At 42.2% G+C, this 25967-nt stretch carries 13 protein-coding genes; 12 read left to right on the top strand and 1 reads right to left on the bottom strand.

The features are described from left to right. The 3 genes from ABD930_RS15475 to ABD930_RS15465 all read left to right on the top strand — a co-directional run bounded on the left by ABD930_RS15475 (position 1) and on the right by ABD930_RS15465 (position 7811). Positions 1-1551: a RagB/SusD family nutrient uptake outer membrane protein gene (locus ABD930_RS15475; protein ID WP_345232705.1), complete on the top strand. Its 1551-nt coding sequence runs from the start codon at positions 1-3 to the stop codon at positions 1549-1551. 181 nt (positions 1552-1732) lie between these two features. Further along, positions 1733-4492 carry an alpha-L-rhamnosidase gene (locus ABD930_RS15470; protein WP_345232703.1) on the top strand — a complete coding sequence of 920 codons (2760 nt, stop codon included), beginning with the start codon at positions 1733-1735 and terminating at the stop codon, positions 4490-4492. 232 nt (positions 4493-4724) lie between these two features. Beyond that, positions 4725-7811 carry a glycosyl hydrolase gene (locus ABD930_RS15465; protein ID WP_345232701.1) on the top strand — a complete coding sequence of 1029 codons (3087 nt, stop codon included), beginning with the start codon at positions 4725-4727 and terminating at the stop codon, positions 7809-7811. A 26-nt stretch (positions 7812-7837) separates the two neighbouring features. Here the strand turns inward: ABD930_RS15465 and ABD930_RS15460 are convergent, their stop codons facing one another. Then, the gene (locus ABD930_RS15460; protein ID WP_345232699.1) at positions 7838-8086 is read right to left on the bottom strand and encodes a hypothetical protein; all 249 of its coding nucleotides are present in this window, start codon (positions 8084-8086) and stop codon (positions 7838-7840) included. A 1001-nt stretch (positions 8087-9087) separates the two neighbouring features. Between ABD930_RS15460 and ABD930_RS15455 the strand changes: the two genes are divergently transcribed. The 9 genes from ABD930_RS15455 (at position 9088) to ABD930_RS15415 (ending at position 25898) form a co-directional block, all read left to right on the top strand. Continuing rightward, on the top strand, positions 9088-12273 hold the full coding sequence (locus ABD930_RS15455; protein ID WP_345232697.1) for a SusC/RagA family TonB-linked outer membrane protein: 3186 nt from the start codon (positions 9088-9090) through the stop codon (positions 12271-12273). A gap of 8 nt (positions 12274-12281) precedes the next feature. Beyond that, positions 12282-14162 (top strand): RagB/SusD family nutrient uptake outer membrane protein, encoded by a 1881-nt coding sequence (locus ABD930_RS15450; protein WP_345232694.1) that lies wholly within the window; start codon positions 12282-12284, stop codon positions 14160-14162. A 17-nt stretch (positions 14163-14179) separates the two neighbouring features. After that, positions 14180-15373, top strand: coding sequence for a DUF5000 domain-containing lipoprotein (locus tag ABD930_RS15445; protein ID WP_345232692.1), 1194 nt, complete (start codon positions 14180-14182; stop codon positions 15371-15373). 33 nt (positions 15374-15406) lie between these two features. After that, entirely contained in the window at positions 15407-16963 is a 1557-nt protein-coding gene (locus tag ABD930_RS15440; protein ID WP_345232690.1) for a sulfatase family protein, read from the top strand. Between the two features lie 69 nt (positions 16964-17032). After that, positions 17033-17224 (top strand): hypothetical protein, encoded by a 192-nt coding sequence (locus tag ABD930_RS15435; RefSeq protein WP_345232688.1) that lies wholly within the window; start codon positions 17033-17035, stop codon positions 17222-17224. A gap of 239 nt (positions 17225-17463) precedes the next feature. Further along, positions 17464-20124, top strand: coding sequence for a glycoside hydrolase family 78 protein (locus ABD930_RS15430; RefSeq protein WP_345232686.1), 2661 nt, complete (start codon positions 17464-17466; stop codon positions 20122-20124). A 321-nt stretch (positions 20125-20445) separates the two neighbouring features. Continuing rightward, a complete protein-coding gene (locus ABD930_RS15425) occupies positions 20446-21012 on the top strand; it encodes an RNA polymerase sigma-70 factor (protein WP_345232684.1) in 567 nt (188 codons plus the stop codon). Between the two features lie 237 nt (positions 21013-21249). Further along, positions 21250-22449 (top strand): FecR family protein, encoded by a 1200-nt coding sequence (locus ABD930_RS15420; RefSeq protein WP_345232680.1) that lies wholly within the window; start codon positions 21250-21252, stop codon positions 22447-22449. Positions 22450-22499: 50 nt separating this feature from the next. Next, positions 22500-25898, top strand: a complete 3399-nt coding sequence (locus ABD930_RS15415; protein ID WP_345232678.1) for a SusC/RagA family TonB-linked outer membrane protein — start codon at positions 22500-22502, stop codon at positions 25896-25898. Positions 25899-25967: the final 69 nt, after the last annotated feature.

Below are 25967 nucleotides of genomic sequence, written 5' to 3'. Positions count from 1 at the left end.
ATGAAGATCAATAAATATATATACAGTTGGCTTTTATTGCTAACACTCGTTTTATCGTCTTGTTCAGACGACTTTTTGAGTATGACCCCTGATTCTGAGTATAATTCAGATGATTTTTTTGAAACCGAAGAACAATTCCAACAAGCTGTAAATGGCGTATACCAAAGTCTACGGAATACAGTTAATGAAAGTGGTTATTTGATGGGTGAAATGCGTTCGGATAATACGCACTACGATTATTATGCACCAGACCGTGGTATTCATGTGGTACGCAGGGAGAATATTGACGATTTTTTAGACGATTCGCAGAATCAATGGACGAACGATTACTTTAATAACAGTTATGTGGGCATTTCAAGGGCAAATACAATTTTGGAACGCATTGAAGGGGCAGCGTTTGACCAATCGGCTAAAGATCCAATCATCGGAGAAACCAAGTTTTTGCGGGCTTATTATTATTTTAACCTGGTACGCTACTTTGGTGGAGTTCCTTTATACCTCAAGGAGACGATAAAACAGGAAGATGCATTTTTGCCCCGTTCTTCTGTCGATGAAGTGTATGACGTCGTTATTAGTGATCTGAAGGAAGCTATAGAAAAACTTCCGGCACCAGTTTTCCCACAAAGTGGCCGGGCAACAAAAGGTGCTGCGTCGATGATGCTCGCTGAAGTATATATGACCCGTAAGGATTTTGCAGCGGCGGAACCTCTTTTGCGCTCGATCACGACAATGGGCTATAGCCTTCTTTCAAAATACGACGATGTTTTCTTACCTGCTAATAAAAACAGTAAGGAATCGATCTTTGAAATACAGTTTATGCAGGGTAATCAGGGACAGGAAAGTATGTTTACTTATTGGTTTATTCCAAAGTCTACCGATGTTAGCCTCTTAACAGGTATCAAAACCAATACGGTCAACTCCGGTGGATTTAATGTTCCGACGGATGATATGATGGCAGATTACGAAGCGGGTGATTCGAGAAAGGACGCTTCCGTAGGAGTTGCCGAAGGCATTATTGGCTCGGATGGTAGCTTTACGATACAAGCTGTTAAAAGTAGCGACGGGTATACGACTCCCGCGGGAAAGATTGCTAAATTTTATATCAAAAAATACTTACACACCCATAGTCGGGAGCGCAATACTGATGATAATTGGCCAATTTACCGCTATTCGGATGCATTGTTGTCCTTGGCAGAATGCTTAAATGAAAATGGTAAGGCTGGTGAGGCTCTGGAATATATCAACCAGGTTAGAAAGCGGGCCGGGGCTGAACTGCCTCCGGTTACAGTTACGGGAAAGGAGGCCTTGGCAGAAGCCATAGCGCATGAACGGCGAGTGGAACTAGCCTTTGAAAATCATCGCTGGCATGATCTGGTGAGAACAGGTAAAGCTATTGAAGTGATGAATGCACATGGAATAGAAATGAAACAACAATACAACTATATTTCGAAAAATGCATATAACCTCACCGAAAACCGCTTGATTTTTCCGATACCGTATCTGGAGTTACAGTTGAATAACCAACTCACACAGAACCCGGGGTATAATTAGTTATTGGTTGTTAGTTATTGGTTTTGGGCCTGTAAGCCTAAAGGGAGGTTGCACATGTTGGGTATACAACAAAATCCGTGCATCCGCTATACTGTATGCTAACATAACAGTACGGGATAGTTGCAGCAGCGAATCACACAATTAAGCGTATATTAGCTTCAGAACCATTTATATAAATCAAATGAAATATATTGCGTCCATCGTTATCTCGCTATTCCTCTATATGCATGTCTTGGCCAAAAGTACACCGCAAAAACTTACGGTCGAAAATAAAGTTGAAGCACTAGGCATAGATACCCAAGAACCACGTTTCGGTTGGACAATCGAAACCGATCAGCGGGCTTATGTCCAATCGGCTTGGCAAATTCAGGTGGCGTCTAGCCGCGAAAAGCTACAGGCAGATCAGCCTGACCTTTGGGATTCCAAAAAGATAACAAGTACAGCGCAACAATTCATTAGGTATGGAGGCGAACCCCTAGAAGCAGCGCATACGTATTATTGGCGGGTAAAAATTTGGTCGGCAACAGGAGCGGTTTCTTCTTGGAGTAAACCCTCTTTTTTTGTTACGGCGCTCCTCAACGCACAGGCTTGGGATAATGCGTCATGGATTGCTTATGAAGCGTTGCCATCCAGTCAGATCATTATGCCGGGCGTTCACTTGAGTGGCGATCATTTGGGCGAAAGAGGAAAGAAAAGAGCCGTTATACCACAATTTCGTAAACCTTTTCGCGTTCAAGGAAAAATTCAACAGGCTTTATTGTTTATTAGTGGATTGGGGCAATATGAAGCACGCTTGAATGGTAAAAAAGTAGGAGACGACTTTTTAGCACCGGGATGGACGAATTATGAAAAACGTTGTTTGTACAACACCTACGATGTAACAACGCAATTAAAACAGGGTGAAAATACCTTGGGTGCACTAGTGGGTACGGGCTTTATGTATATCAATCGCGAGCGTTATCGCAAAATGGTACGGGCAGAAGGTTTTCCTATGCTTCGGGCTAAGCTGCTCATTACCTATGAAAACGGGACCACCCAAGAAATCCATACCGATGAATCGTGGAAAACCAGTCCATCGCCCATCACATTCAGTACCATTTATGGCGGAGAAGATTATGATGCAAATCAGGAACAGGCAGGTTGGGATAATAGCGGTTTTGACGACGCCTCGTGGAAAAAAGTAATCGTGATTCAGGGGCCAGGCGGTGAAATGTTTGCACAAAAAGACTACCCATTAAAAGTCATGCAAACATTTGAAGTAAAGGAAAGGAAAGCGCTTAATGATCATCAGTTTTTAATTGATTTCGGACAAAATGCTTCGGGCATTATTCGCTTAAAAGTAAAAGGAAATAGGGGTGATCAACTAAAAATTACACCAGCTGAAGTATTAGATGATGATGGGTTACCATACCAAAAAGCATCTGGTGCGCCTTACTATTTCGAATATACGCTCCACGGAAACCAGGAAGAAATGTGGGAACCCCGATTTACCTATTATGGTTTCCGTTATGCCCTAGTAGAGCTAAAAAGTGATCGTCCGGCTGATCTCGCCAAGTCTTTGCAATTAACCCTGTTACATACCCGTAACAGCTCACCTACTGTCGGCTCTTTTAGCAGCTCCAATCCGCTTTTCAATCAAATTAACGATTTAATTAATTGGGGAATAAAAAGCAACCTGGCCAGTGTGGCAACCGACTGCCCGCATCGCGAAAAATTGGGTTGGTTGGAGCAAACGCACCTAATTGGCTCATCCTTGAAGTATAATTTTGATATCTATAACTTATACAATAAAGTTATCGATGATATGATCGAAGGGCAGTTGCCTAACGGTTTAGTGCCTGATATCGTACCCGAATATGTTCCCTTTGAAGGTGGTTTCCGTGATTCACCCGAATGGGGTAGTGCCAGTATCATTATTCCTTGGTATCTCTACCAATGGTATGGTGATAAAAGCATATTGGAAAAAGCATATCCGATGATGAAACGCTACCTCGCTTATTTGGAAACGAAAGCGTCGGATGATATGCTGTCGCATGGTTTGGGCGACTGGTTTGATTTAGGGCCAAAAGATCCTGGAGTATCGCAGTTAACACCGATCGCGTTGACAGCTACAGCAACCTATTATTACGATGCTGACTTAATGACCCAGATTGCAAAGGCTATTGGCCAAACGAATGATGCGGAGCGGTTTAGAGAAAAGGCGCTAGCCATCAAAGGTGCATTCAACAACAAATTCTATCATCCAGAAACAGGCGTTTATGCTACGGGAAGTCAAACATCCTATGCCATGCCTCTGTATATGGGTATCGTGGATGCAGCCGATCGTCAAAAAGTAGAAGCCAATCTCATTGATTCCATAAAAAAAGGGAATAATGCCCTTACCGCTGGAGATGTGGGTTATCGTTACCTGTTACGCGCATTGGAAGAAGCAGGTGATTCACAGCTGATTTATGAAATGAATAACCGGAATGATGTGCCGGGCTATGGTTATCAATTGAAACATGGTGCCACCGCCTTAACCGAATCTTGGCCTGCTTTGAAATATGTTTCCAATAATCATATGATGCTAGGGCATCTGATGGAATGGTTATATAGCGGTTTGGCCGGAATTAAACAACAGAACGGTGATTTTGGTTTCAAACACCTCCTGCTGGAACCAGAGATGGTTGATGGCTTAGACGAAGTGCGGGCAAGCTACGAATCCATCAATGGCACTATTGCCATGCACTGGCAAAAAGAAAGCGAAAACACACGCTTGTCTATAGAGATCCCGGCTAATACAGACGCGCTATTACTAGTACCAGCAACAGATGAAGATGCTATTCAGGTGGATGGTAAGCCCTTGAAAAAAAATAAGTATGTAACTATAGCTGGTAAACAAGGTGATAAGATGAAGCTTCAGGTAAAATCCGGTTCATATGCGTTAACGCTAAAGAATTGAAGGCCTTTTCATCATCATAGGGAACTGGAAGAATATCGAAGGAAAAGCCGTTCAAGATATTAAAGCCGGCCTAGAATATCCGGATAGCACAGGCTAAATAACTGCACTGCCTTTCAAAGGAGATTTTTCATTGTCGTGTTTGTTTTAAAGGGCAATGAAGCTTGCTCCTCAGGTCAAACCGGAAGTTCTTTGATTGCTTTTTTCGATAAAAATTAACGTAAAATTATTTACTATGTTCAGATACCTGCAATGTATTTTATGGAGCCTTTTGTTGCTGGCCTCCGGTTTAAAAGCACAAATCAAGCAAGCACCACATACGGATTATATCGACACGTTATTAAGTCATTTCCAAAATCCTGGAAAAACGTATGGAAGCGCACCCCTATGGGTATGGAATGCGGATGTAACTAAAGGGAAGATCGATTCCATGTTGTATGAGTTTAAGGAAAATGCTTTTGGTGGTGTATTCGTACACCCCCGCCCAGGCTTGATTACACCGTATTTGTCGGATAAATGGTTTGATTTATACCGGTATACCGTCGAAAAAGGAAAAGCATTGGATTTAGACGTCTGGATATACGATGAGAATTCCTATCCGAGTGGCTTTGCCGGCGGACATGTGCCGGAAGAAATGCCTAGTTCGTACAACCAGGGACAGATGTTACACTTGGAGAAAGCTGCAACATTGCCTGTTGGCGATACAACGGTTTTTTTAGCATTAAAAAAAGGAAGTGCTGGCTTTGAACTAATCAATCGTCAAACACAACCAACAGCTAAAGGCGATTATTATATTTTCAGAAAAGACTATTACCGTAAATCACCGTGGTACGGTGGTTTTTCCTATGTCGATCTGATGGCAAAAGGGGTAACAGAGAAATTCATCGACATCACCATGTCGGGCTATGAGCAAAACATTGGCAAAGAATTTGGTAAAACGGTGCCGGGGGTTTTTACCGACGAGCCTAATATTGAGGTTCAAGGGGAAAATAATATCCGCTGGACACCGGATCTTTTTACTACATTCCAAAAAACGTGGGGTTATGATCTTCGACCCCATTTACCCTCGCTTTACGAACAAGTAGGAGACTGGCGCAAAGTTAGGCACAACTATTATCAAGTACTATTGCAATTATTTATTGACCGGTGGTCAAAACCGTGGCATGCGTATACGACAGCAAAGGGGTTGGAATGGACGGGGCATTATTGGGAACATGGTTGGCCCAATCCCAATCATGGAGGTGATAACATGGCCATGTATGCTTGGCACCAACGGCCCGCGATCGATATGCTGTTCAACCAGTTTGATGAAAAAAGTCCGAATGCCCAGTTTGGCAACATCCGCTCGGTGAAGGAATTGGCAAGTGTAGCGAATCAGTTAGGTAAAAAACGTACCCTATCGGAAACCTATGGCGGCGGTGGCTGGGAATTGCGCTTTGAGGATATGAAACGCTTAGGCGATTGGGAGTTTGTATTGGGCGTGAATACCCTCAATCAGCACTTGTCATACATGACCATGGCTGGTGCACGTAAATACGATTATCCACAATCTTTTTCCTACCATAGCCCGTGGTGGCCTTACTATAAATCCTTAAATCAATATTTTGCACGTTTGTCGATGGCCTTGTCTAGTGGTGAACAAGTAAATAATATCCTGATTCTAGAGCCCACTACTTCGGCTTGGATGTATTCTACGTATCAACAGTCCATGCCGAGAAGGCAGGAAATCGGACAAACTTTTCAGTCGTTTATCACCCAATTGGAGAAAGCGCAGATAGAATACGATTTGGGATCGGAGAATATCATTAAGGATCATGGAAAGATAGAAGGGGATCGGTTCATAATTGGCGAGCGTGCATATCCTACTGTAGTGATTCCTCCAGGCATGGAGAACTTGAATCATAGCACAGCTACTTTATTAAAAGAATTTATAAAAAAAGGAGGGAAACTCATCGTATTGGAAGACGTAAAGTATCTGGATGGAGTGGAACAGCCGGAACCATTAAAAGTGATTCGGACGTATCGTATACAGACGAGCGACTTACCTTTGGGTAAATGGACAACCGAAACGATACGGATCGCACAGCAAGACACGTTGGGCGATTTATATCATCATCGACGGATATTCCCAGATGGCGAACTGCTATTTCTCGTTAATTCAAGCTTGGAACACGGCGCAAAAGGTACGGTGGAGGCAAAAGGTAAATACCTTTATCACTTGGATTTAATGACAGGTAAAGTGGCTAAATATCCCTCTTTCGCTAAGGGAAAAGGCCAAACCTTCACCTATGATTTATCGCCTGCCGGAAGTCAGCTCTTTTTTATGAGCGATCGTAACGATTCGGATATACCCATGCAAACGGTAGTTGCCGAGTCAATTGGTAAACCAATCCCATTAACTACACAAGTCCATTTCTTATCGCCGAATGTACTGACAGTTGATTTTTGTGATGTACATTTGGGCGATACCCTAATACGCGATCAGCAAGTATTTCATGCATCGGATACGATTTATAAACATTTTGGTTTCGTTGATGGTAATCCGTGGAATACATCGGTTCAGTTTAAAGATCACACGATTAGACGGGATACTTTTGGCATGAAGGAAGGGTTTCAAGTAGATTACCGTTTTACCATCAAGGAAGGCGTTGATCGACAGGCCTTAACAGTAGCTATAGAACGCCCTTGGTTATGGGAAATTTCATTAAACGGTAAACCCATCCATCCGATGGCGGGTAAATGGTATTTGGATAAAGATTTCATTGTTTTTGATGCGAGACAAGCGATTGTTGGTGAAAATAAATTGACTCTTTCTGCAAAAAGAATGCGTGTGCATGCTGAAGTAGAGCCAGTTTATATCCTGGGAAATTTTGACTTGCAGTCGGCCGACAAAGGATGGACGATCATTCCAGCAACCGCTTCGAAACTAGGTAGCTGGAAAACGATGGGTAAACCTATGTATGGCCAACAGGTAAGTTATAGCAAGGAAATTACGGTAACAAAAGGGAAAAAATACCAACTGAAATTGGGTAAGTGGAATGGAACGGCTGCGGTGGTTAAGGTAAACGGACAGGTAGTAAACGATGTCAGTTATCCACCTTACCAATGTTTGCTGGATAGTAATTTGCGGAATGGCCAGAACACCATTGAAGTAATTGTTGTAGGCAGTTTAAAAAATACACTTGGCCCACATCATAACCAGCCTAAACCGGGCATGGTGTCGCCATGGCTTTGGCGAGGTGTAAAACAATATCCGGCAGGTCGTGCGTATGATTTGTATGATTATGGTTTATTGGAAGATTATCGGGTGGAGGAGTTGTAAGGTTTGATTTTTAAAAATATTCAATATTATGGCTTTATAATCAGATCAATAAATGGGTCAGGGTCATTGTCAAAAAGATACGTAAAAATTGGATATTCAGGTTTGTTATGATCATAAAACGTTCCATTCATCGGCACCGCATACTTCACTTTATGTGCAAATAAAAAGCTATGATCAATGAACTCATAATCAGGGAACGAGGCATTCGTGATATTCTTTATCCGCTGTATATACTTATCTTTATTGAGCAACAAATTAGTCTCATACGATGTCATGAGTGCTGTAAACGGCTTATATAAAAGATGGTTTTCTCCGCATCAACAAAATCTCAACCATTCGCGGAAATAGATGGTATAGTGATTCGTTAACAGTGAAATGGTAAGTATCATCCATAAGGTTCTATTTACCCCACCTTCTTCTTTTTGAGAAATTTCCAAAGAAAAAACATAGTTCGGAAATTGTCTATAAAGTTGACTTCGCAAAATCGCTCCAGGTATTACATGTCGTATTTGTTCTTCAACATGTAATACCCGATCTGGCAACTTATTATTTCGAAGCTGATCAATCTTTTTTTCGACAATGCGAATCAAATCCTTATAGCCTGGATATTCTTCGTTTTGTATATTAAAGCCTATTGGATGGGAGAGGCTAATGGATAGCTAAAAGATAAGCGAAGAAAGGTTATAGTGTGAGCGGACTTGAACGGACTTTTTAAAGGAAATATCAGAAAAAATGGCTTAGAAAAATTAATGGATCAAGTGTAAAAGTTGTGGGATAATGCGAACCCCGGCTTGAAGAAGTCTTCGCCCTCGCTTGGGTGCTCGATGCGATCTCAGATTGGACTTGTATTGGTTTCAGACTGGACTCGAATGGGCGGATTGCCTTCGAGTCTGCATGAAGTACGCTTTAAATAAGCATGAAACCCCGAAGCCGTCTCCAGCCGATCTTCGAGTTTTTCAAGATAAAGTCTTCGATCAGGAAGGTAAGGAATGTCGGGGTGCTATATCTAAATATAAGTTCTTTACGAATCAACTATTCCACAAATAGGTATAATTTGTTCCTATTTACTATAGTGTCTATTTCGTTTCTTTGTAACGAAAAAGCTACTAAAACTATAGATTAAATAATGGAAAATTTATACTTGATTTTAAAACGATCCTATTTGGCTGACAGTCTTTCTTTTGACCACTTTACTTCCTACGCCGAACATTGTTGCTGTTAACCTAATCCTAGCAACAAAATTCCTAACCGTTCATCGTTTTTTACTAGATATATCATGACAACTTTTTCCTTTAAAGGCCTGATTGCGTGCTTTTATCGATGGTCAAAAAAAGACCTATTTGTAGGCTTATTTCTTCTTCCTGCCTGCATATATGCTCAAGAAACAACGCCTTTAGTTAACTCGACCTTGAGTGGGCAAGTGACGGATTCGCTTACCAATGAACCGCTTATCGGAGCAACTGTTCAGATTGAAGGGGTAACGCATACGGTACAGACCGATGCTGACGGAAACTATAGTTTCGTTACGGGTCAAAAATTTCCGTATACCCTTGTCGTCAGTTTTGTGGGTTATAAAACGCGTAAAGTAGTAGCCAAAACGAGTCCACTCAATATTAAATTAACTGCAGACGGTTCTCTTGATGAAGTGGTTATTGTGGGTTTTGGAACACAAAAGCGGACCGACATGGTTGGTTCGGTAACATCGGTTAAACCCAACGATCTTAAAGTGCCTTCCAGCAATCTGACCACTGCATTGGCTGGCCGCGTAGCGGGCGTTATCGCCTATCAGCGAAGTGGTGAACCGGGAGCGGACAATGCCGACTTCTTTATCCGAGGGGTAACAACTTTTGGGTATAAGGTGGATCCTTTGATTTTAGTGGATAACGTCGAGGTAACGACAACGGATTTTGCGCGCTTACAGGTTGATGATATTGCCAGCTTTTCCATTATGAAGGATGCAACAGCTACAGCAATATATGGTGCAAGAGGTGCTAATGGGGTGATACTCGTGACAACAAAAGAAGGAAAGGAAGGGAAAGCTGCTATTTCGCTTCGCCTGGAGAACGCTGTTTCTGAACCAACACGAGATCTAGAATTGGCAGATCCCATTACGTACATGAAACTGCATAACGAGGCTGTTTTAACCCGGGATCCCTTGGGTGTTTTACCCTATTCCGACAATAAAATTGATCAAACCATTGCAGGAGCAGACCCTTACCTATATCCGCAAACCGATTGGCAGCAAACCTTATTGAAAGATCGTACCATAAACCAGCGGGCAAACCTAAGCGTTAGTGGAGGTGGAGGGGTTGCAAGATACTTTGTATCGGGTGCAATCAACCAAGATAACGGTGTCTTGAAGGTACCAAATGCGAGTAATTTTAACAATAATATTAATCTTAAAAGCTACTCACTCCGAAGTAATATTAATATTAATCTTTCAAAATCCAGCGAGTTGTCTATCCGTTTACATGGCGCCTTTGACGACTATAATGGGCCGATCGATGGGGCTACTAAGGTCTATCACGATATTATGCGAACGAATCCAGTACTGTTCGCTCCTTATTATCCTTCACAGGAGAATACCCGTTTTGTCAAGCACATTTTATTTGGTAACTACGGTGAAGCCAATTACGTAAACCCATATGCTGATTTAGTGAAAGGCTATAAAGAATATTCAAGGTCAAATATTTTAGCACAATTGGAATTTAAGCAGGATCTTAAGGTACTGACGGAAGGACTGTCATTTCGTGCGCTGTTTAACACCAGTCGAAATGCATATTTTGATGTACAGCGTAGTTATACGCCCTTTTATTATCAGGTAAACGGACTGGAAGAAAATGGTGATTATGCCCTCACACTACTTAACGAGGAGCAGGGAACGGAATACCTGAATTATAGTGAAGGCCAAAAGACAGTACAGTCTGTTGTTTATATGGAAACGGCGTTGAACTATAATCGAACCTTTGCCAAGAAACATACCTTGAGTGGCTTATTGGTTGGTATTTTAAGAAACCGACTGACGGGCAATGCAGGAGACTTACAACAATCACTGCCTTATCGCAATCTTGGGCTTTCTGGTAGGTTTACGTATGCGTATAACGCTACTTATTTTGCGGAATTTAATTTTGGATATAATGGTTCCGAACGTTTCTACGAAAATAAACGCTTTGGATTCTTTCCTTCCTTCGGACTTGCATGGAGTGTTTCGAATGAACCTTTTTGGGAAACGCTTAAAGAAACGGTTAGTAACCTCCGTATCCGAGGAACCTACGGTTTAGTCGGAAATGATGATATAGGCGATGCATCTACGCGTTTCTTTTACCTTTCCAATGTCGACATGAATAATGATGATCGGTCGGCCGTTTTTGGTACGAACCGAAATTATTCACGAAAAGGGGTTTCAATTTCTAGGTATTCCAATTCGAATATATCTTGGGAGCGCTCTAAAAAAGCAAATTTGGCACTCGAATTAGGACTTTTTAATAAGGTTCAGTTAACAGCTGATTTTTTTCAGGAGCGCCGGTCTGATATTCTGATGAGCCGAACCAATATTCCTACCACCGTCGGTCTGTCATCGACGGTATATGCCAATATTGGCGAAGCAAGCAATCGGGGTGTCGATCTTTCGGTCGATTATTCGACAAATATCACGTCTGATTGGTGGTTGCAGGCGAGAGGTAATTTCACTTTTGCTAAAAGCAAGTACGAAGTATACGAAGAACCGGCCTATAATGAACCCTGGCTGTCGCATATCGGGCAATCCTTAACGCAAAACTGGGGATTTATAGCCGAACGGTTATTCGTTGACGATACAGAAGTAGCTAATTCTCCCTTGCAAAGCTTCGGAGAGACCATGGGCGGCGATTTAAAATATAAGGATGTGAATGGAGATGGTCAGATTACCGATTTAGACAAAGTGCCTTTAGGTTATCCAACTACCCCGGAGATTAATTATGGTTTTGGATTCTCTCTGGGCTTTAAAAAATGGGATGTTTCGGCTTTTTTTCAAGGTTTAGCACGTGAATCATTTTGGATTAATACGGCAGCAACGAGTCCATTTGCGCGTTACACGTATGCTGATGAATCAATCCCCGCAGCAACCTTATTGCAAAATCAACTGCTACAGGCGTATGCAGATAGCTATTGGTCAGAAGATAATCAAGACTTGTATGCCTTATGGCCAAGACTTAGCCCGAACCATAATGAAAATAACGAACAGACCAGCTCTTGGTTTATGCGTGATGGTGCCTTTTTACGATTAAAACAGGTCGAGCTAGGCTATACGCTGCCTGAACAGGCATCTAAGAAAGCGTATATTGAAAGACTTCGTATCTACCTGAGTGCAACGAATTTGGCGGTATGGAGCAAATTCAAACTTTGGGATGTGGAAATGGCTGGAAATGGTTTAGGATACCCCGTGCAACGGGTGTTTAATATTGGTGTGCAAGCTACTTTTTAAATAACATCATGAAGAAAATATCGTTTTTCGCTGCTTTGTTGTTAATCAACGCATGCAATTATTTAGATGTGGTTCCCGATAATGTCGCAACCATAGAAAATGCATTTACGATGCGTAGTACTGCCGAGAAATTTTTATTTACCTGTTATTCTTGGTTGCCCGATTTTTCGAGCCTCGATAATAAGGAAGTAAATCCGGCGATTCTTGCGGGCGATGAATACTGGGGTACTTATGGGGTAAATGGCCAAACGTCTTGGCGCATCGCTCGGGGTGAACAGAATGTCACTGATCCACTGCTCAATTATTGGGATGGCGGCAGTGCCGTGAATTCGATGTACAAAGCTATACGCGATTGCAATATCTTTTTGGAAAATATAGGGCAAGTGCCCGATATGCAGGAAGACGAACGGCAACGGTGGATCTCAGAAGTTACTTTCTTGAAAGCGTATTACCATTTTTGGTTGATCCGAATGTACGGCCCTATTGTGCTGATGGATACCAATTTTGATATTGACGCAGGTATTGATGACGTTAGACAGTCGCGCACACCGGTAGATTCCTGTATCAATTACGTGGTTGGTCTGCTGGATCAGGCCAGAACGAACTTACCAAGTACGATTACCAATGAGTCTTCTGAATTGGGCCGAATCACGAAACCCATAGACTTGGCAATAAAAGCTTATGTACTGACATGGGCAGCAAGCCCTATTTTCAATGGAAACACAGATTATGCTGCACTGAAAAATACCGATGGCACAGTGCTAATCAGTCAGACAGAGAATGCGGAAAAATGGTTAAGGGCGCTAAATGCCACGAAAGAAGCAATAACCATGGCGCATCAGGAGGGGGTTGGCCTATACGAATACCAACCGGGAAACCTACAGGCAACTATTTCAGATACTACCCGTGTTCAAATGAGTATCCGCAATGTAGTGGCGGAGCGCTGGAATAAAGAAGTGATTTGGGCCGATCCGAATAGCGTTTTTAACCAAGCTTGGTTAACCCCAAGGAGTTGGGATCCGGATAAAAGCAATACCAATCAAAGTGGTCGATATGGTATTCCGTTTAAAGTGGTCGATCTATTCTATACGGAGCATGGGGTGCCGATTGAAGAGGACAAAACCTGGGACTATGCCAACCGTTATGGTGTTAAAAAGGCGGAGTATGCCGATCGCTATAATATCGCAAATGGCTATACTACGGCCATTCAGAATTTTAATCGTGAAAATCGGTTTTACGCTGATTTGGGTTTTGATGGCGGTATTTGGTATGGTCAGGGAAAATACGATGACAACAAAACATGGCATCTGGAAGCTAGAAATGGACAGTATACGGGCATTTTTTCTACCAATTATAATGTAACAGGATACTGGCCAAAAAAGGTGATTAGCTATGAAAATCTGGTAGAAGCATCTGCCTACGTATCCGAATGGTATCCTTGGCCTGTTATTCGCCTAGCTGATCTGTATTTGTTGTACGCAGAAGCAGCTAACGAATATTATGGTCCCAATGAGGAGACCTTTGACTATCTGAATAAAATACGCAAACGTGCTGGCTTGGAATCGGTGCAATCTTCGTGGTCAAATTATTCTTCTTTGCCTAGCAAATATACCACTAAAGAAGGGCTGCGGGCCATCGTTCATCGAGAACGTCTCATTGAACTATTATTTGAAGGACACCGCTTCTGGGATTTACGCCGATGGAAAGAGGCCGAAACAGAATTGAATAAAGATGTGGTGGGTTGGTCGGTGCAAAAGGGAGAGATAAGTGATTATTATAAACCCGTGGTATTATTTAAGCAAACCTTTAATAAGCGGGAATATCTATGGCCGATCAAAGAAAACAGTATCATCGTGAACAGAAATTTGGTGCAAAATACCGGTTGGTAAAAACTATAGAAAAGATAATGAAAATAAAACGTCTTTTTAATATCGTATTTATGGGCCTAACAGCCTGCATTTCCTGCTCAGAGGAAAAAATAGGACCCTCAGGTACCGGAGAAAAACCGGCGCAGATTACCGACGTTTCGGTTAAGAATATTGCTGGAGCGGCGGTTATTCACTATAAAATAGCCGATGAGCACACCAGTTACGTGCTGGCAGAATATGAAACAAGTTCAGGCGAATCACGTTCCACAAAATCTTCCCGATTTAAAGACTCGCTCGTGGTAGAAGGGTTTCCTCATGCCGATGATTACCCGGTAACGCTGTATGCAGTAGGTGAAGGTGAACAACGCTCCGAACCATTATCTATAAACGTGTCACCCAAAAAACCGCCTTACCAGGCGGTGGCAGAAACACTTTCATTGGAGCCAACATTCGGTGGGGTTGTCATCCATTTGGATAATCCTGATACAGCAGCACTTAAGATCGTATTGTTAACTAAAGAAGCGGGATCGCCAAAATTGGTGGAAACATTCTATGTGCAATCAAAGGAAGCTACATTGGCTAGCCGCGGCTTTACCAGCAGTGAACGCGAGTTTGGTGTATTTGTTCGCGACCGTTTTGATAATTTATCGGATACCTTGTATACCACCTTAACACCGCTATATGAGCAACAGTTGGATAAAAATAAGTTCCGGGAGCTGAATCTGGCAGGCGACTTCAACACACCCAATAATAATTCCGTTTCGCGTCTATCAAATCTTTGGGATGGCGTAACCGCTAACGGGACAAACAGTAATTTTTTTGCTACTGTTAATGGACACGGCTTTCCGCAGACATTATCATTCGACTTAGGAGTAACCGCAGATTTGAGTCGCTTTAAATATTATCCTCGGTCAGAAAGCAGTGTGATTTATAAGAATTCACCGCGGTATTTTGAAATATGGGGATCTAATGTTGCTGATGGCGATTGGTCGCATTGGACCAAATTGCTAGATTGTGAAATGGGTAAACCTTCTGGATCTCCTGATGGAGAATACACAGCCGAAGATGTGGCTTATATTGAAGCTGGTATTGATTATGAATTTCCAGTTGGTACCCCCCCATTTCGTTATATCCGGTTCAAGACATTAGAGGTCTGGTCTGCCGGAAATATCGCCATTTATGAGTTAACATTTTTTGGTAGTGAAGCGAATAGCTTTGATGAAATCAACTAGTATTATAAGGATCATAAATTAACAGAAATCGCTATGAGGTCGTCTATTTTATATGTACTTATCCATTGCTTGAGCTTTTGCTCATTGGTTGGCGCACATGCGCAAACGAGTAGCGTCAATAAACCCAATATCGTTTTTATATATACAGACGACCAGCGATTTGACGCCTTGAGCTTGGTGCAGGAAGCCCAAGCAGCGAAGGCTCGGTTTCCTTGGTTTAAAACACCGAATATCGACAGAATAGGACGTGAAGGTGTTCGATTTTCCAATGCTTTTGTGGTGAGCTCTTTGTGTTCACCTAGTCGAGCGTCAATGTTGACTAGCCAGTATAACCATCAAAACGGTATTGCGAATAATCATACCGTATTTACGAATACCGATCCTACTTATGCGACAGAACTACAACAGGCTGGTTATTCAACCGGGTTTATTGGTAAATGGCATATGGCCAATCAGCGGGGGCCAAGACCTGGATTTAATTATTCCTTTAGTTTTTTTGGACAGGGTAAATACCATGATTGCCCTTTTCAGTTAAATGGTGATCAGATCATCGAAACGAAAGGTTGGGTGGATGATGTTTCGACAGATTCGGCGTTGGCCTTTATTAAACGAAATGCTGATCGGCCTTTTATGTTGGCGCTGGCTTTCAAATCATCACACGGACCTTGGTCTCCACCGGAACGGTTGGCCAACGCTTATAGTGAAGTGAAGTTAACCCCACCGGTAAGCGAAGGAGTAGATGCACCTTACAAAGGAAAGGTGGCGGTAAACAGACCTCGAAAAAATAACAAAGATATAGGTCAGAAGACGATAGAATCGCAACAGGTATCGTGGACAGCCAAGAACGACAAAATGATTCGCAATTATTTTCGGGTACTCAAAGCTGTAGATGAAAATGTGGGTCATATCTTGGATTTATTAGACTCCATGCGTCTCGCTGAGCATACCGTTGTTGTCTTCACAACAGATAATGGCTATTTTCTAGGCGAACATCATTTAGGAGATAAGCGAGCGGCCTATGAAGAATCAATGCGTGTACCGCTTCTAGTCAGGTATCCCGCCTATCTACCACCAGGAAAGGTCGTTGATAAATTGGTGCTTAATATAGACATTGCGCCAACTTTCCTTGATTTTGCTGGAATTCCTACACCACATACTTTTCAGGGGGAAAGCTGGGGGCCACTGGCAGAAGGAAAGGCAATTCCTTGGCGTAAATCTTTTTTATATGAATACTTCTATGAACGTAATTTTAATACGCCAACGGTTGTTGCCTTACGTACGGAAAATGCCAAGCTAGTGGTCTACCCCGGACAAGAAGAATGGGCCGAGATGTTCGACCTGACCACAGATCCCAATGAAAAACATAATCTCTACCAAGATCTTAAGGAAATACACCTAAATGAAAAAGATCAATACCGTAATCTACCCATTCTTAAACTAAAAGAAGAACTGGAAACAGCATTAGAAGAACAAAAACGTCTCGTAGGATTTAAGATACCAGCCTATGCCGATACGGCATTACGAGATAGTAAAGGTAAATATATTTTGGACCAGCGTAATCCTGATAGAGATAAAATTAAAAATGAATAGGTTCTTCGACTATTTCAGCGGATCCAAACCGTTCAAACTTTCGAACTTCTCTTTCTTTCCTTTCCCACGATGTGGCATCGAAAGGAGCCGACTCCCTTGGTTACACTCAAGATGACTAGCAAAGAAGCTTCACTCGATGATCAATTAGAAAAGGAGATTTTAGAACAACAACAAATGTTATCTATCCAGATAGGCCTTGTAGTAAATACTTCCTTAATTCTCTTGACTATAATGTTTGTAGACCGTTTGAATGCAGGATAGCGCAGGACAGTAAAACCTTTTAGTCTCATTTTTTATGTTAGTTTTGTTAATCAATTCGATGAGCTTGTTTAAACTTGGTTTTTGAAGTCGAAATGGATGCATCTTTTCCCCAATTAAAGCTCATTTTTGGATGCGTAGCTGGTTGCTACAAGACCGAAAATAGCTAAAAAGTGGGAGACAGAGGCGCAATTGAAGATCGAAAGATAAAGTTTAAACAAGCTCAATATATAAACCCCGAAATGAAAGGAACAGTACATATAACCAGTGGTAAACAGCAAGCTCTTCAGCGACTTTTTTTTATGGTAACATGTTGTTTAACAGTGATGATTGCGCAGGCACAGAACGAAACAATAGTTGCATTGAAAACAGAAAATTTAGTCAACCCTATTGGGATCGATGTGGATCAACCGCGTTTTAGTTGGCAACAACAAAGTAAGCGGGAAGGAGCCAAGCAGGTAGCTTATCAGGTTATTGTGGGTACTGATTCAGTTGCGGTGGCCAATAATAGGGGCGAAAGCTGGGATAGCGGTAAACAATCATCCGATGCCTTAAAGGCAAGCTATGGCGGTCAAGCATTGCAACCCTTTAGCCGTTATTACTGGAAAGTCTTACTTTGGGATGATCAAGGGCAACAGCGGTCTGCGCAACAGCTAGCATTCTTTGAAACGGGTATGCGTAAACAGGAGAATTGGAAAGGCGCGTGGATATCGGATGATAATGGTATTGCGGTAAAACCGGCTGCCTATTTTAGAAAGCAATTCCAAACGTCAAAAAAAATAAAATCAGCCAGAGCCTACATCGCCGCAGGTGGTTTATATGAATTATATTTGAATGGCCAGAAAGTAGGTAATCATCGCCTGGATCCCGCTTATACGCGTTTTGATCGGCGAAACTTGTATGTAAGCTATGATGTAACCCAACAGCTGCAGCAAGGAAATAACGCTATCGGTGTATTAATGGGTAATGGCTGGTACAACCACCAATCAACAGCGGTTTGGTTTTTCGATAAAGCACCTTGGCGAAATAGACCTACTTTTTGTTTGGACTTGCGCATAACCTATGATGATGGTAGCATCGAAACCATTGTTACCGATAAAAGCTGGAAGACGAGTTTAAGTCCGATTATTTTCAACAGCATCTACACGGCTGAGCATTATGATGCACGTTTGGAACAAAAGGGATGGAACACCACAACTTTCGATGCGAGTAAGTGGAAGGATGTAATCTATCGATCGGCTCCTTCTACACATGTCGTTTCGCAGGTAATGCCCCCTATCCGAAATGTAAAAAAGATAGCGGCTACGAGTATGCGCAAACTGAACGATACGACCTATGTCTTTGATTTCGGGCAGAATTTCTCTGGCGTAAGTGAACTACATGTGGAAGGGAAGGAAGGAACGGTAGTCCGCCTAAAACATGGAGAGCGCTTGTATGATAACGGTCATGTTGATATCTCTAATATTGACCAACATTATCGGCCAACAGATGATAAGGATCCGTTCCAAACGGATATTGTCATTTTAAGTGGAAGTAGCGATACCTTTATGCCTAAATTCAATTATAAAGGGTTTCAATATGTCGAAGTGACCAGCAGTGAACCAATCGACCTCAAACAAGAGAGCCTGACGGGCTATTTCATGCATAGTGACGTGACGCCGGTAGGGACAATCCGGTCATCTAATCCGGTCATCAATAAAATCTGGGCGGCTACTAATCAGGCGTATCTTTCTAATTTGTTTGGATACCCGACCGATTGCCCGCAACGAGAAAAAAATGGATGGACAGGTGATGCCCATATCGCGATAGAAACAGGCTTGTATAATTTTGATGGCATTAGTGTTTACGAAAAGTGGCTAGCAGATCATCGGGATGAACAGCAACCGAATGGCGTATTGCCTTCCATCATTCCAACGGATGGTTGGGGATATGAATGGGGTAACGGGCTGGATTGGACGAGTACCATAGCGATCATTCCGTGGAATGTATACCTTTTCTATGGTGATGCAACACTGTTACGTGATTCGTACGATGCGATTAAACGCTATGTCAATCATGTCGAAGAACAGTATCCTACAGGTCTAACCAGTTGGGGTTTGGGGGATTGGGTACCGGTAAAGTCCAAATCGCCCGTAGAATTTTCTTCATCCATCTATTATTATACCGATAGTCGTATTCTAAGTGAAGCGGCAAAGTTATTGGGCAAGGAAGACGACGCAGAAAAATATGCGCAACTGGCGGATAAAATCAAAACAGCCATCAATCAAAAATACTTCAATAAGCAAACCGGTATATACGGTGAAGGACTGCAGACGGAATTAAGTATGGCCTTGTATTGGGGGATTGTTCCAGAGGAATTCAAGGTAAAAGTTGCCGATAATTTGGCTAAGCGGGTTGCGGCGGATAATTTTCACCTGGACGTCGGATTATTGGGCACCAAATCCATTTTAAATGCTCTTAGTGAAAATGGATATGCAGATGTGGCTTATAAGGTTGCTTCCCAAGAGGATTACCCTTCCTGGGGATGGTGGATCAAAAATGGAGCGACCACCTTATATGAGAACTGGAATATTGGTTCTGAACGGGATATCTCCCTGAACCATATTATGTTTGGAGAAATTGGCGCTTGGCTGTATAAGGGTTTAGGAGGTATAAAACCGGATCCTAGGCAGCCCGGATTTAAACATGTCCTGCTCGAACCGCATTTCGTTCAAGGTTTGGATAACTTCGAAGCTTCCCATGTTGGGCCATACGGCGAAATCAAAACATCCTGGAAACGTAAAGGCAAAAAGGTGGAACTCACCGTCGTAGTACCGGCCAATAGTACGGCAACCTTGCATTTACCTAGGCAAGGGAGCAAAGCGTTAACATCAGGGAATTATACCTTCGAATGGAAGGAATAGCCAAACCTGAAGCGATTGCAATTTTAGCCGAGCTCCAGATTCCGGACGGATTCGTAATGAAATTAGGAAAGGCCTGATGAGTTTTGCTTATCAGAACATGTTATTTTTTATCGCACAAATGCAATATGGTATCCGGATTATTCGTGTATTACATGGTAGTATGGATATTCCTAAACAATTTGGTTTTTCGAGAAAGCATAGCTAATCGAGAAAATTTACGTTATTTCGGATTGCCCTGGATTACAGACAGTACAGGACACTCGTATCTGAGCGATTGATTAAGTTTGTTGGTGCTTTATAGCAGCACCAACCAATTTAACCATGCAAAGCTATCGCTTATTAACAGATCAGGAACTTTTTTGCTTGCTGGCGGATCATGATGATCACAAGGCTTTCACAACCATTTATGATCGGTATTGGAAAAAACTGTTTTTGGTTGCTGCCAAACGTTTGGATTGTTTGGAAGATGCGGAAGAGGTGGTACAAGATATTTTTGTGAGCCTTTGGAACCGCCGACAAAAGATTCAGCTTCAAACAACGCTTTCCAATTATTTAGCGGTTTCTATAAAATATAAAATTATCAATACATTCAGCAAATACCACAACCAACAACAGTATATTGATGCTTTGTTGCAGACATCTACCGTAGACAACTCCACCCAAGAATGGTTGGCTTTTGAAGAACTGCAGGAACAGCTAGCCAAAACAATCCACGACTTACCCGAGAAATGTAGATTGGTATATCAATTGAGTCGCGACCATGGCTTTTCCCAAAAACAGATCGCCCAAGAGTTGCAGATTGCGGAAAAAACCGTTGAAGCACATTTGAATAAAGCGACCAAAACGTTACGCGCTAAATTGAGCCACTTTTTATATACCTTGCTTTAATTAAGGACATTTTATTAGGTTGTCTCACCATGCCTTTATTGTCTTAATGTTTTCAATGCTTCCCTTGTTTTTTAACACCCCCCGTGTCCTCGATTACAACAACTACAGTTAAGTGAAAACCTAACGATTTAGTACAAAGATTGTAGCGAAATCCCAGACGTGAGTTTTTTTGCAAAAAATAAGATACTAGACTAAGGGATTCCGTGAATACAGCTGACCTATAAGTAAACCAAGGTTATGAATCCGAACAAGAGATATCACGAGCTAGCTGCCAAATGGTTAAATAAAACCATTTCCAAGGAGGAAATGGAAGAGTTTTCGACTTGGTATGATCAATTTTCCGATGAAGAATTCTACATTCCGGAAGCATTTGCTACAAGCGAAAAAAAACATAAACAACGGATGTTGAACCATATCGAAAAGGCCATTCACTCAAAACCTGCTATGCGGTCACGTAAGATATGGATTAAACGAATAGCTGCTGCCGCAGTGTTACTGCTGGCAACTGTCGCAGCCTATATGGGATATATGCAACGCTTTGTGGGGCAGTCAAGGGTAGCTGATCACCTAAATACAACTATTCCACCTGGAACACACCGAGCGATGCTAACCTTGGCCAATGGACAACAAATCGCATTGAGCGATGCACCTGTTGGTACGCACGTGGAACAACAGGGAATAAGCTTAGCTAAAGTGTCCGAAGGTTTGGTTACGCTTTCTTTGGCTACCGATACGACTGATATATCTTCTGCAGAAGAAACCGCATGGAACACCATCGATATTCCGCGAGGAGGCGAGTTTAAAATTATGCTTCCCGATCACTCGCTGGTTTATCTCAATTCAGCGTCTTCTATTAGCTTTCCAACACGTTTTTCCAAGCAAGAACGAAAAGTTATACTAAAAGGTGAAGCTTACTTCGAGATTGAAAAAAAGACACAGCCCTTTATTGTAGATGCTGGTCTGCAACGAATAGAAGTTCTAGGAACAAAATTTAATGTTAGCGCATATCCGGAAGAAAACCAATCGTCGACAACCTTATTGAGTGGTGCAGTGCGAGTTGTAACCGGTGAAGACAGTCACTTGTTAGGTCATCATGTGATGCTGCAGCCGGGTCAACAGGCATTGACACGTAGAAATGACCCTAATATTCAAGTCTCGTCCATTGATCTAGATGAGGCGCTAGCATGGAAAGAGGGCTATTTTATCTTCAACAATCAAAACATGAAAGAAATTATGGAACAAGTAGCGAGATGGTACGACATCGATGTGAGCTATCAGGGACCTGTAGAAAATGTTCATTTTCTTGGAGTTTATGACCGTTCGAAAAGCTTAACAAAACTATTAAACGATATCGAATTAATGGGAAAGGTATCTTTTGATATTATTCCAGCGAACCAGACAACTAAAAAAAGGAGGATTATGGTCATTGCAAACTAAACAACGAATTTGAAATTAAATAAACCAACCATTATAAATTTTTGATTACTATGTATACTAACCATACTACTTTTTTAAGTAGAAGTGTATCTGCTTACCTACTGAAAATGTTATTTGTCGTCAAATGTACACTAGTGTTACTCGTATTGACGATATTTCAGGGACACGCAACCAGTTATGCGCAAAAAATTACCTTGAAAGCTAAACATGCAAGCTTAAAACATGTCTTGTATCAAATTTCTAAACAAACAGGGTATAACGTGATTAGTGATGGTACTGTGCAGGCCAAAATCCCATCGATAAGCCTCGATGTGAAGGATATGCCCCTGAAAGAGGTGTTGACAATGTATATTAACCAAAACGATGCATTTGATATTGTTTATGCCGATAAAACGATTCTTATTCGGGAGAAGCAAAAGGCCATAGCCCCGCAAGATGTACCTGTCCGTGGTGTGGTGCGGGATGAAACGGGAGAACCCATGGTAGGTGTATCAATTAGCGTTCAAGCTAATCCGGGCTTGGGAACTCGCACCGATAATGAGGGTCGGTTTTCGCTTAATATACCGCCACAGGCCGTACTCATCGTAAGTTACCTAGGCTACCAGAAACAAGAAGTGGCGTATAACGGACAAGCTTCTTTAACCATTACCATGAAGCCAGATGAAGCGGCATTGGATGAAGTAGTGGTGGTGGGATATGGAACGGTAAAACGGCAAGATTTTACAGGTTCTGTGGGGTCTTTAAAACTGGAGGATTCTCCCATAGCCATGTCACCAAACGTCAATGTATTAGAGTCATTAAAAGGTAATATCGCCGGACTGAATATTGGTGCCAGTAATACTGCTGGTGGAGAACCGGCCATGCAAATTCGCGGACAAAATTCAATTAGTGGCACCAATACGCCACTCATTGTGCTAGATGGTGTCATCTTTATGGGTAGCCTGAGCGACATTAATCCAAACGATATTGCCAGTATTGATGTATTGAAAGATGCTACTTCCGCAGCTGCTTATGGTTCACGGTCGGCTAATGGTGTGATTGCCGTTACCACCAAAAAAGGGCGCACTGGAAAACCGATGATCAGCTTTAACGCCTCCTCTGGATTCCAGAATTGGCAAAACAAACCAGTGATGCTCAAGGGTGAAGATTGGATCAACATGGTGAACGCCCGAAATCAATATACGGAAGGAACAACCACTTGGATGAAGAGTGGTGAATTGGCGAATCGCGAAGCAGGAAAGGAAACCGTATGGCTAGACGAGGTAAGTCGTACAGGGGTCATGCAGAATTATCAGGCAGCAATTTCAGGAGCTACCGAGAATATCAATTACTACTTATCTTCTTCATACGATAATAATAAAGGTGTCGTCGTAGGTGATCAATTCGACCGGATGTCTATTTTGGGCAAGTTGAATGCTAATATTACCAGTTGGTTGGAAGTTGGTGTGGATGCTGGTTTTTCACGTCGAGACTATTCGGGCGTCGCAGCGAATATTATTGAAGCACAAACCATGTCGCCTTACGGGGTCATGTATCGGGACGATCAGGGAAATCTAGAAAAATATCCCTATACCCAGTCGGGCGTCAATCCGCTATGGGGTGTTAACGATGGAACACGCGATAATGAGGATCTCTTGCATAATTATCGTCTCAACTCACATGCGACGATCAAAGTGCCCTGGGTAGACGGATTGAGTTATCGCATCAATTACCTGTTAAACCAGGATCAAACCTATTATGGTAATTTTTATTACGAAAGTTATTATATTCAGGAAGGGGAATCGCCCGATCGATATAGTCCGGCGACAGTACAAGGTTTTCTAACGAATGCCAATGGAAGCATGGATAACCGCAAAACGTATAGTTACGTAGTCGACAATATTATCAACTATAACAAGCTATTTGGGAAACATTCATTAGACGTCACTGCCGTGGCAACGCGCGACTATACACGCTATCAACGGGTAAATGCTATTGGTCGTGACTTTGCCGCCAATGGAAATACCACTCTAGGCATTAACGGATTGCATAAGGCTACTGTACAGCAGATCGATCTGAGTGGAGACCCGCAACCCTACGTTCGAACAAATATCGGATATCTGGGCCGTGTGAATTATTCCTTTGACAATAAGTATTTCTTCACCGGATCTTACCGTAGGGATGGGGCTTCGGTATTTGGCGACGATAATAAATGGGCCAATTTTTGGGCTGCTGGCTTGGCCTGGAGAGTTACGAATGAGCCCTTTATGCAATCTTTTACCTTACTAAACGACTTAAAACTTAAATTTTCATGGGGGCAAAATGGTAATCAGGGAGTTGAGCCTTATGGAACCTTGTCTACTGTCGCTAATGCAGCCAGTGGCGGTGCCCGCTATGAATTTTCGAATGATCCGGGGAAAATCTACTATGGTTTATTCCAAAATACATTGGGCAACTCTTTGCTAGGTTGGGAAACAACCTCTTCTTGGAATACCGGGTTTGAATCTGCTTGGTTGGATAATAGAATTTCGCTTAACTTCGATGCCTATTTTGCCAAAACGACTGATCAAATCTTTACGCGAAACATACCCGTCATGACGGGATTTAAGCAGATGAAAACGTCCATGGGACAGGTTAATAATACGGGTTTGGAAGCAACCTTGAGTACCGTCAATGTACAAAAAGATGATCTGCATTGGACAACATCGCTTACCTTCTGGAAGAATTTCAACAAATTGGTTTCCCTCTATGGAGATGATCTGGATGGGGATGGATGGGAAGATGATGATATTGCCAATAGCCTGTTTATCGGACATGCTTTAGGAGCTATATACGGCTATCGACAAATCGGTATTGTACAACCCGAAGATACCGAATACATGGAATTGACTGGAGCGGTGGCTGGAGCACCGAAATACCAGGATTTGGATGGGGTACCGGGTATAACAGCGGCCGATAGAGAGATATTGGGCTATAGAAAGGAAAATTTCAAATTAAATTTTAGCAGTAACCTGAATTACAAAAATTTCGGTTTATATGTCATGGTTACCGGTACCTTCGGAGGCAATAATTCCTTCTTGAAAGACAATGCAACGGCCTATTTGGTAAATGGTACGGGCCGTTTTAACGATAATCTTCCTTATATTCCTTATTGGACACCCGAGAACAGAAGCAACGAATACCCATCGGCAACCTTTGCAGGTGATGGGCGTTTCTTGGGCTTGCAAAGTAGGGGGTTTGTACGCATACAAGATGTAACTTTATCGTATACCTTTAATCAACCTTGGTTGAAAAATGCCCATATCAATGCCTTGAAGGTATTTGCTACCGCTAAAAACCTAGCCACCTTTACCAATTGGGTAGGTGGTGATCCGGAAGTTGGTGCACGCCTCAGAGAATCGGATACCAGTGCAGGAGCACGCATGCCGGTAGCGTCTACTTATTCCCTGGGGGTTAATATGAGTTTTTAATGAGGTACTAAATGAAACGGACATGAACCCGACATGATTAAAATAATGGTTGAGCACACAAAGTAATAA

It is taken from the genome of Olivibacter ginsenosidimutans (assembly GCF_039542865.1).
GTDB lineage: Bacteria > Bacteroidota > Bacteroidia > Sphingobacteriales > Sphingobacteriaceae > Olivibacter > Olivibacter ginsenosidimutans.
Note: the sequence above shows the minus strand (reverse complement) of the source record. Positions and strands in the feature narration are given on the sequence as shown.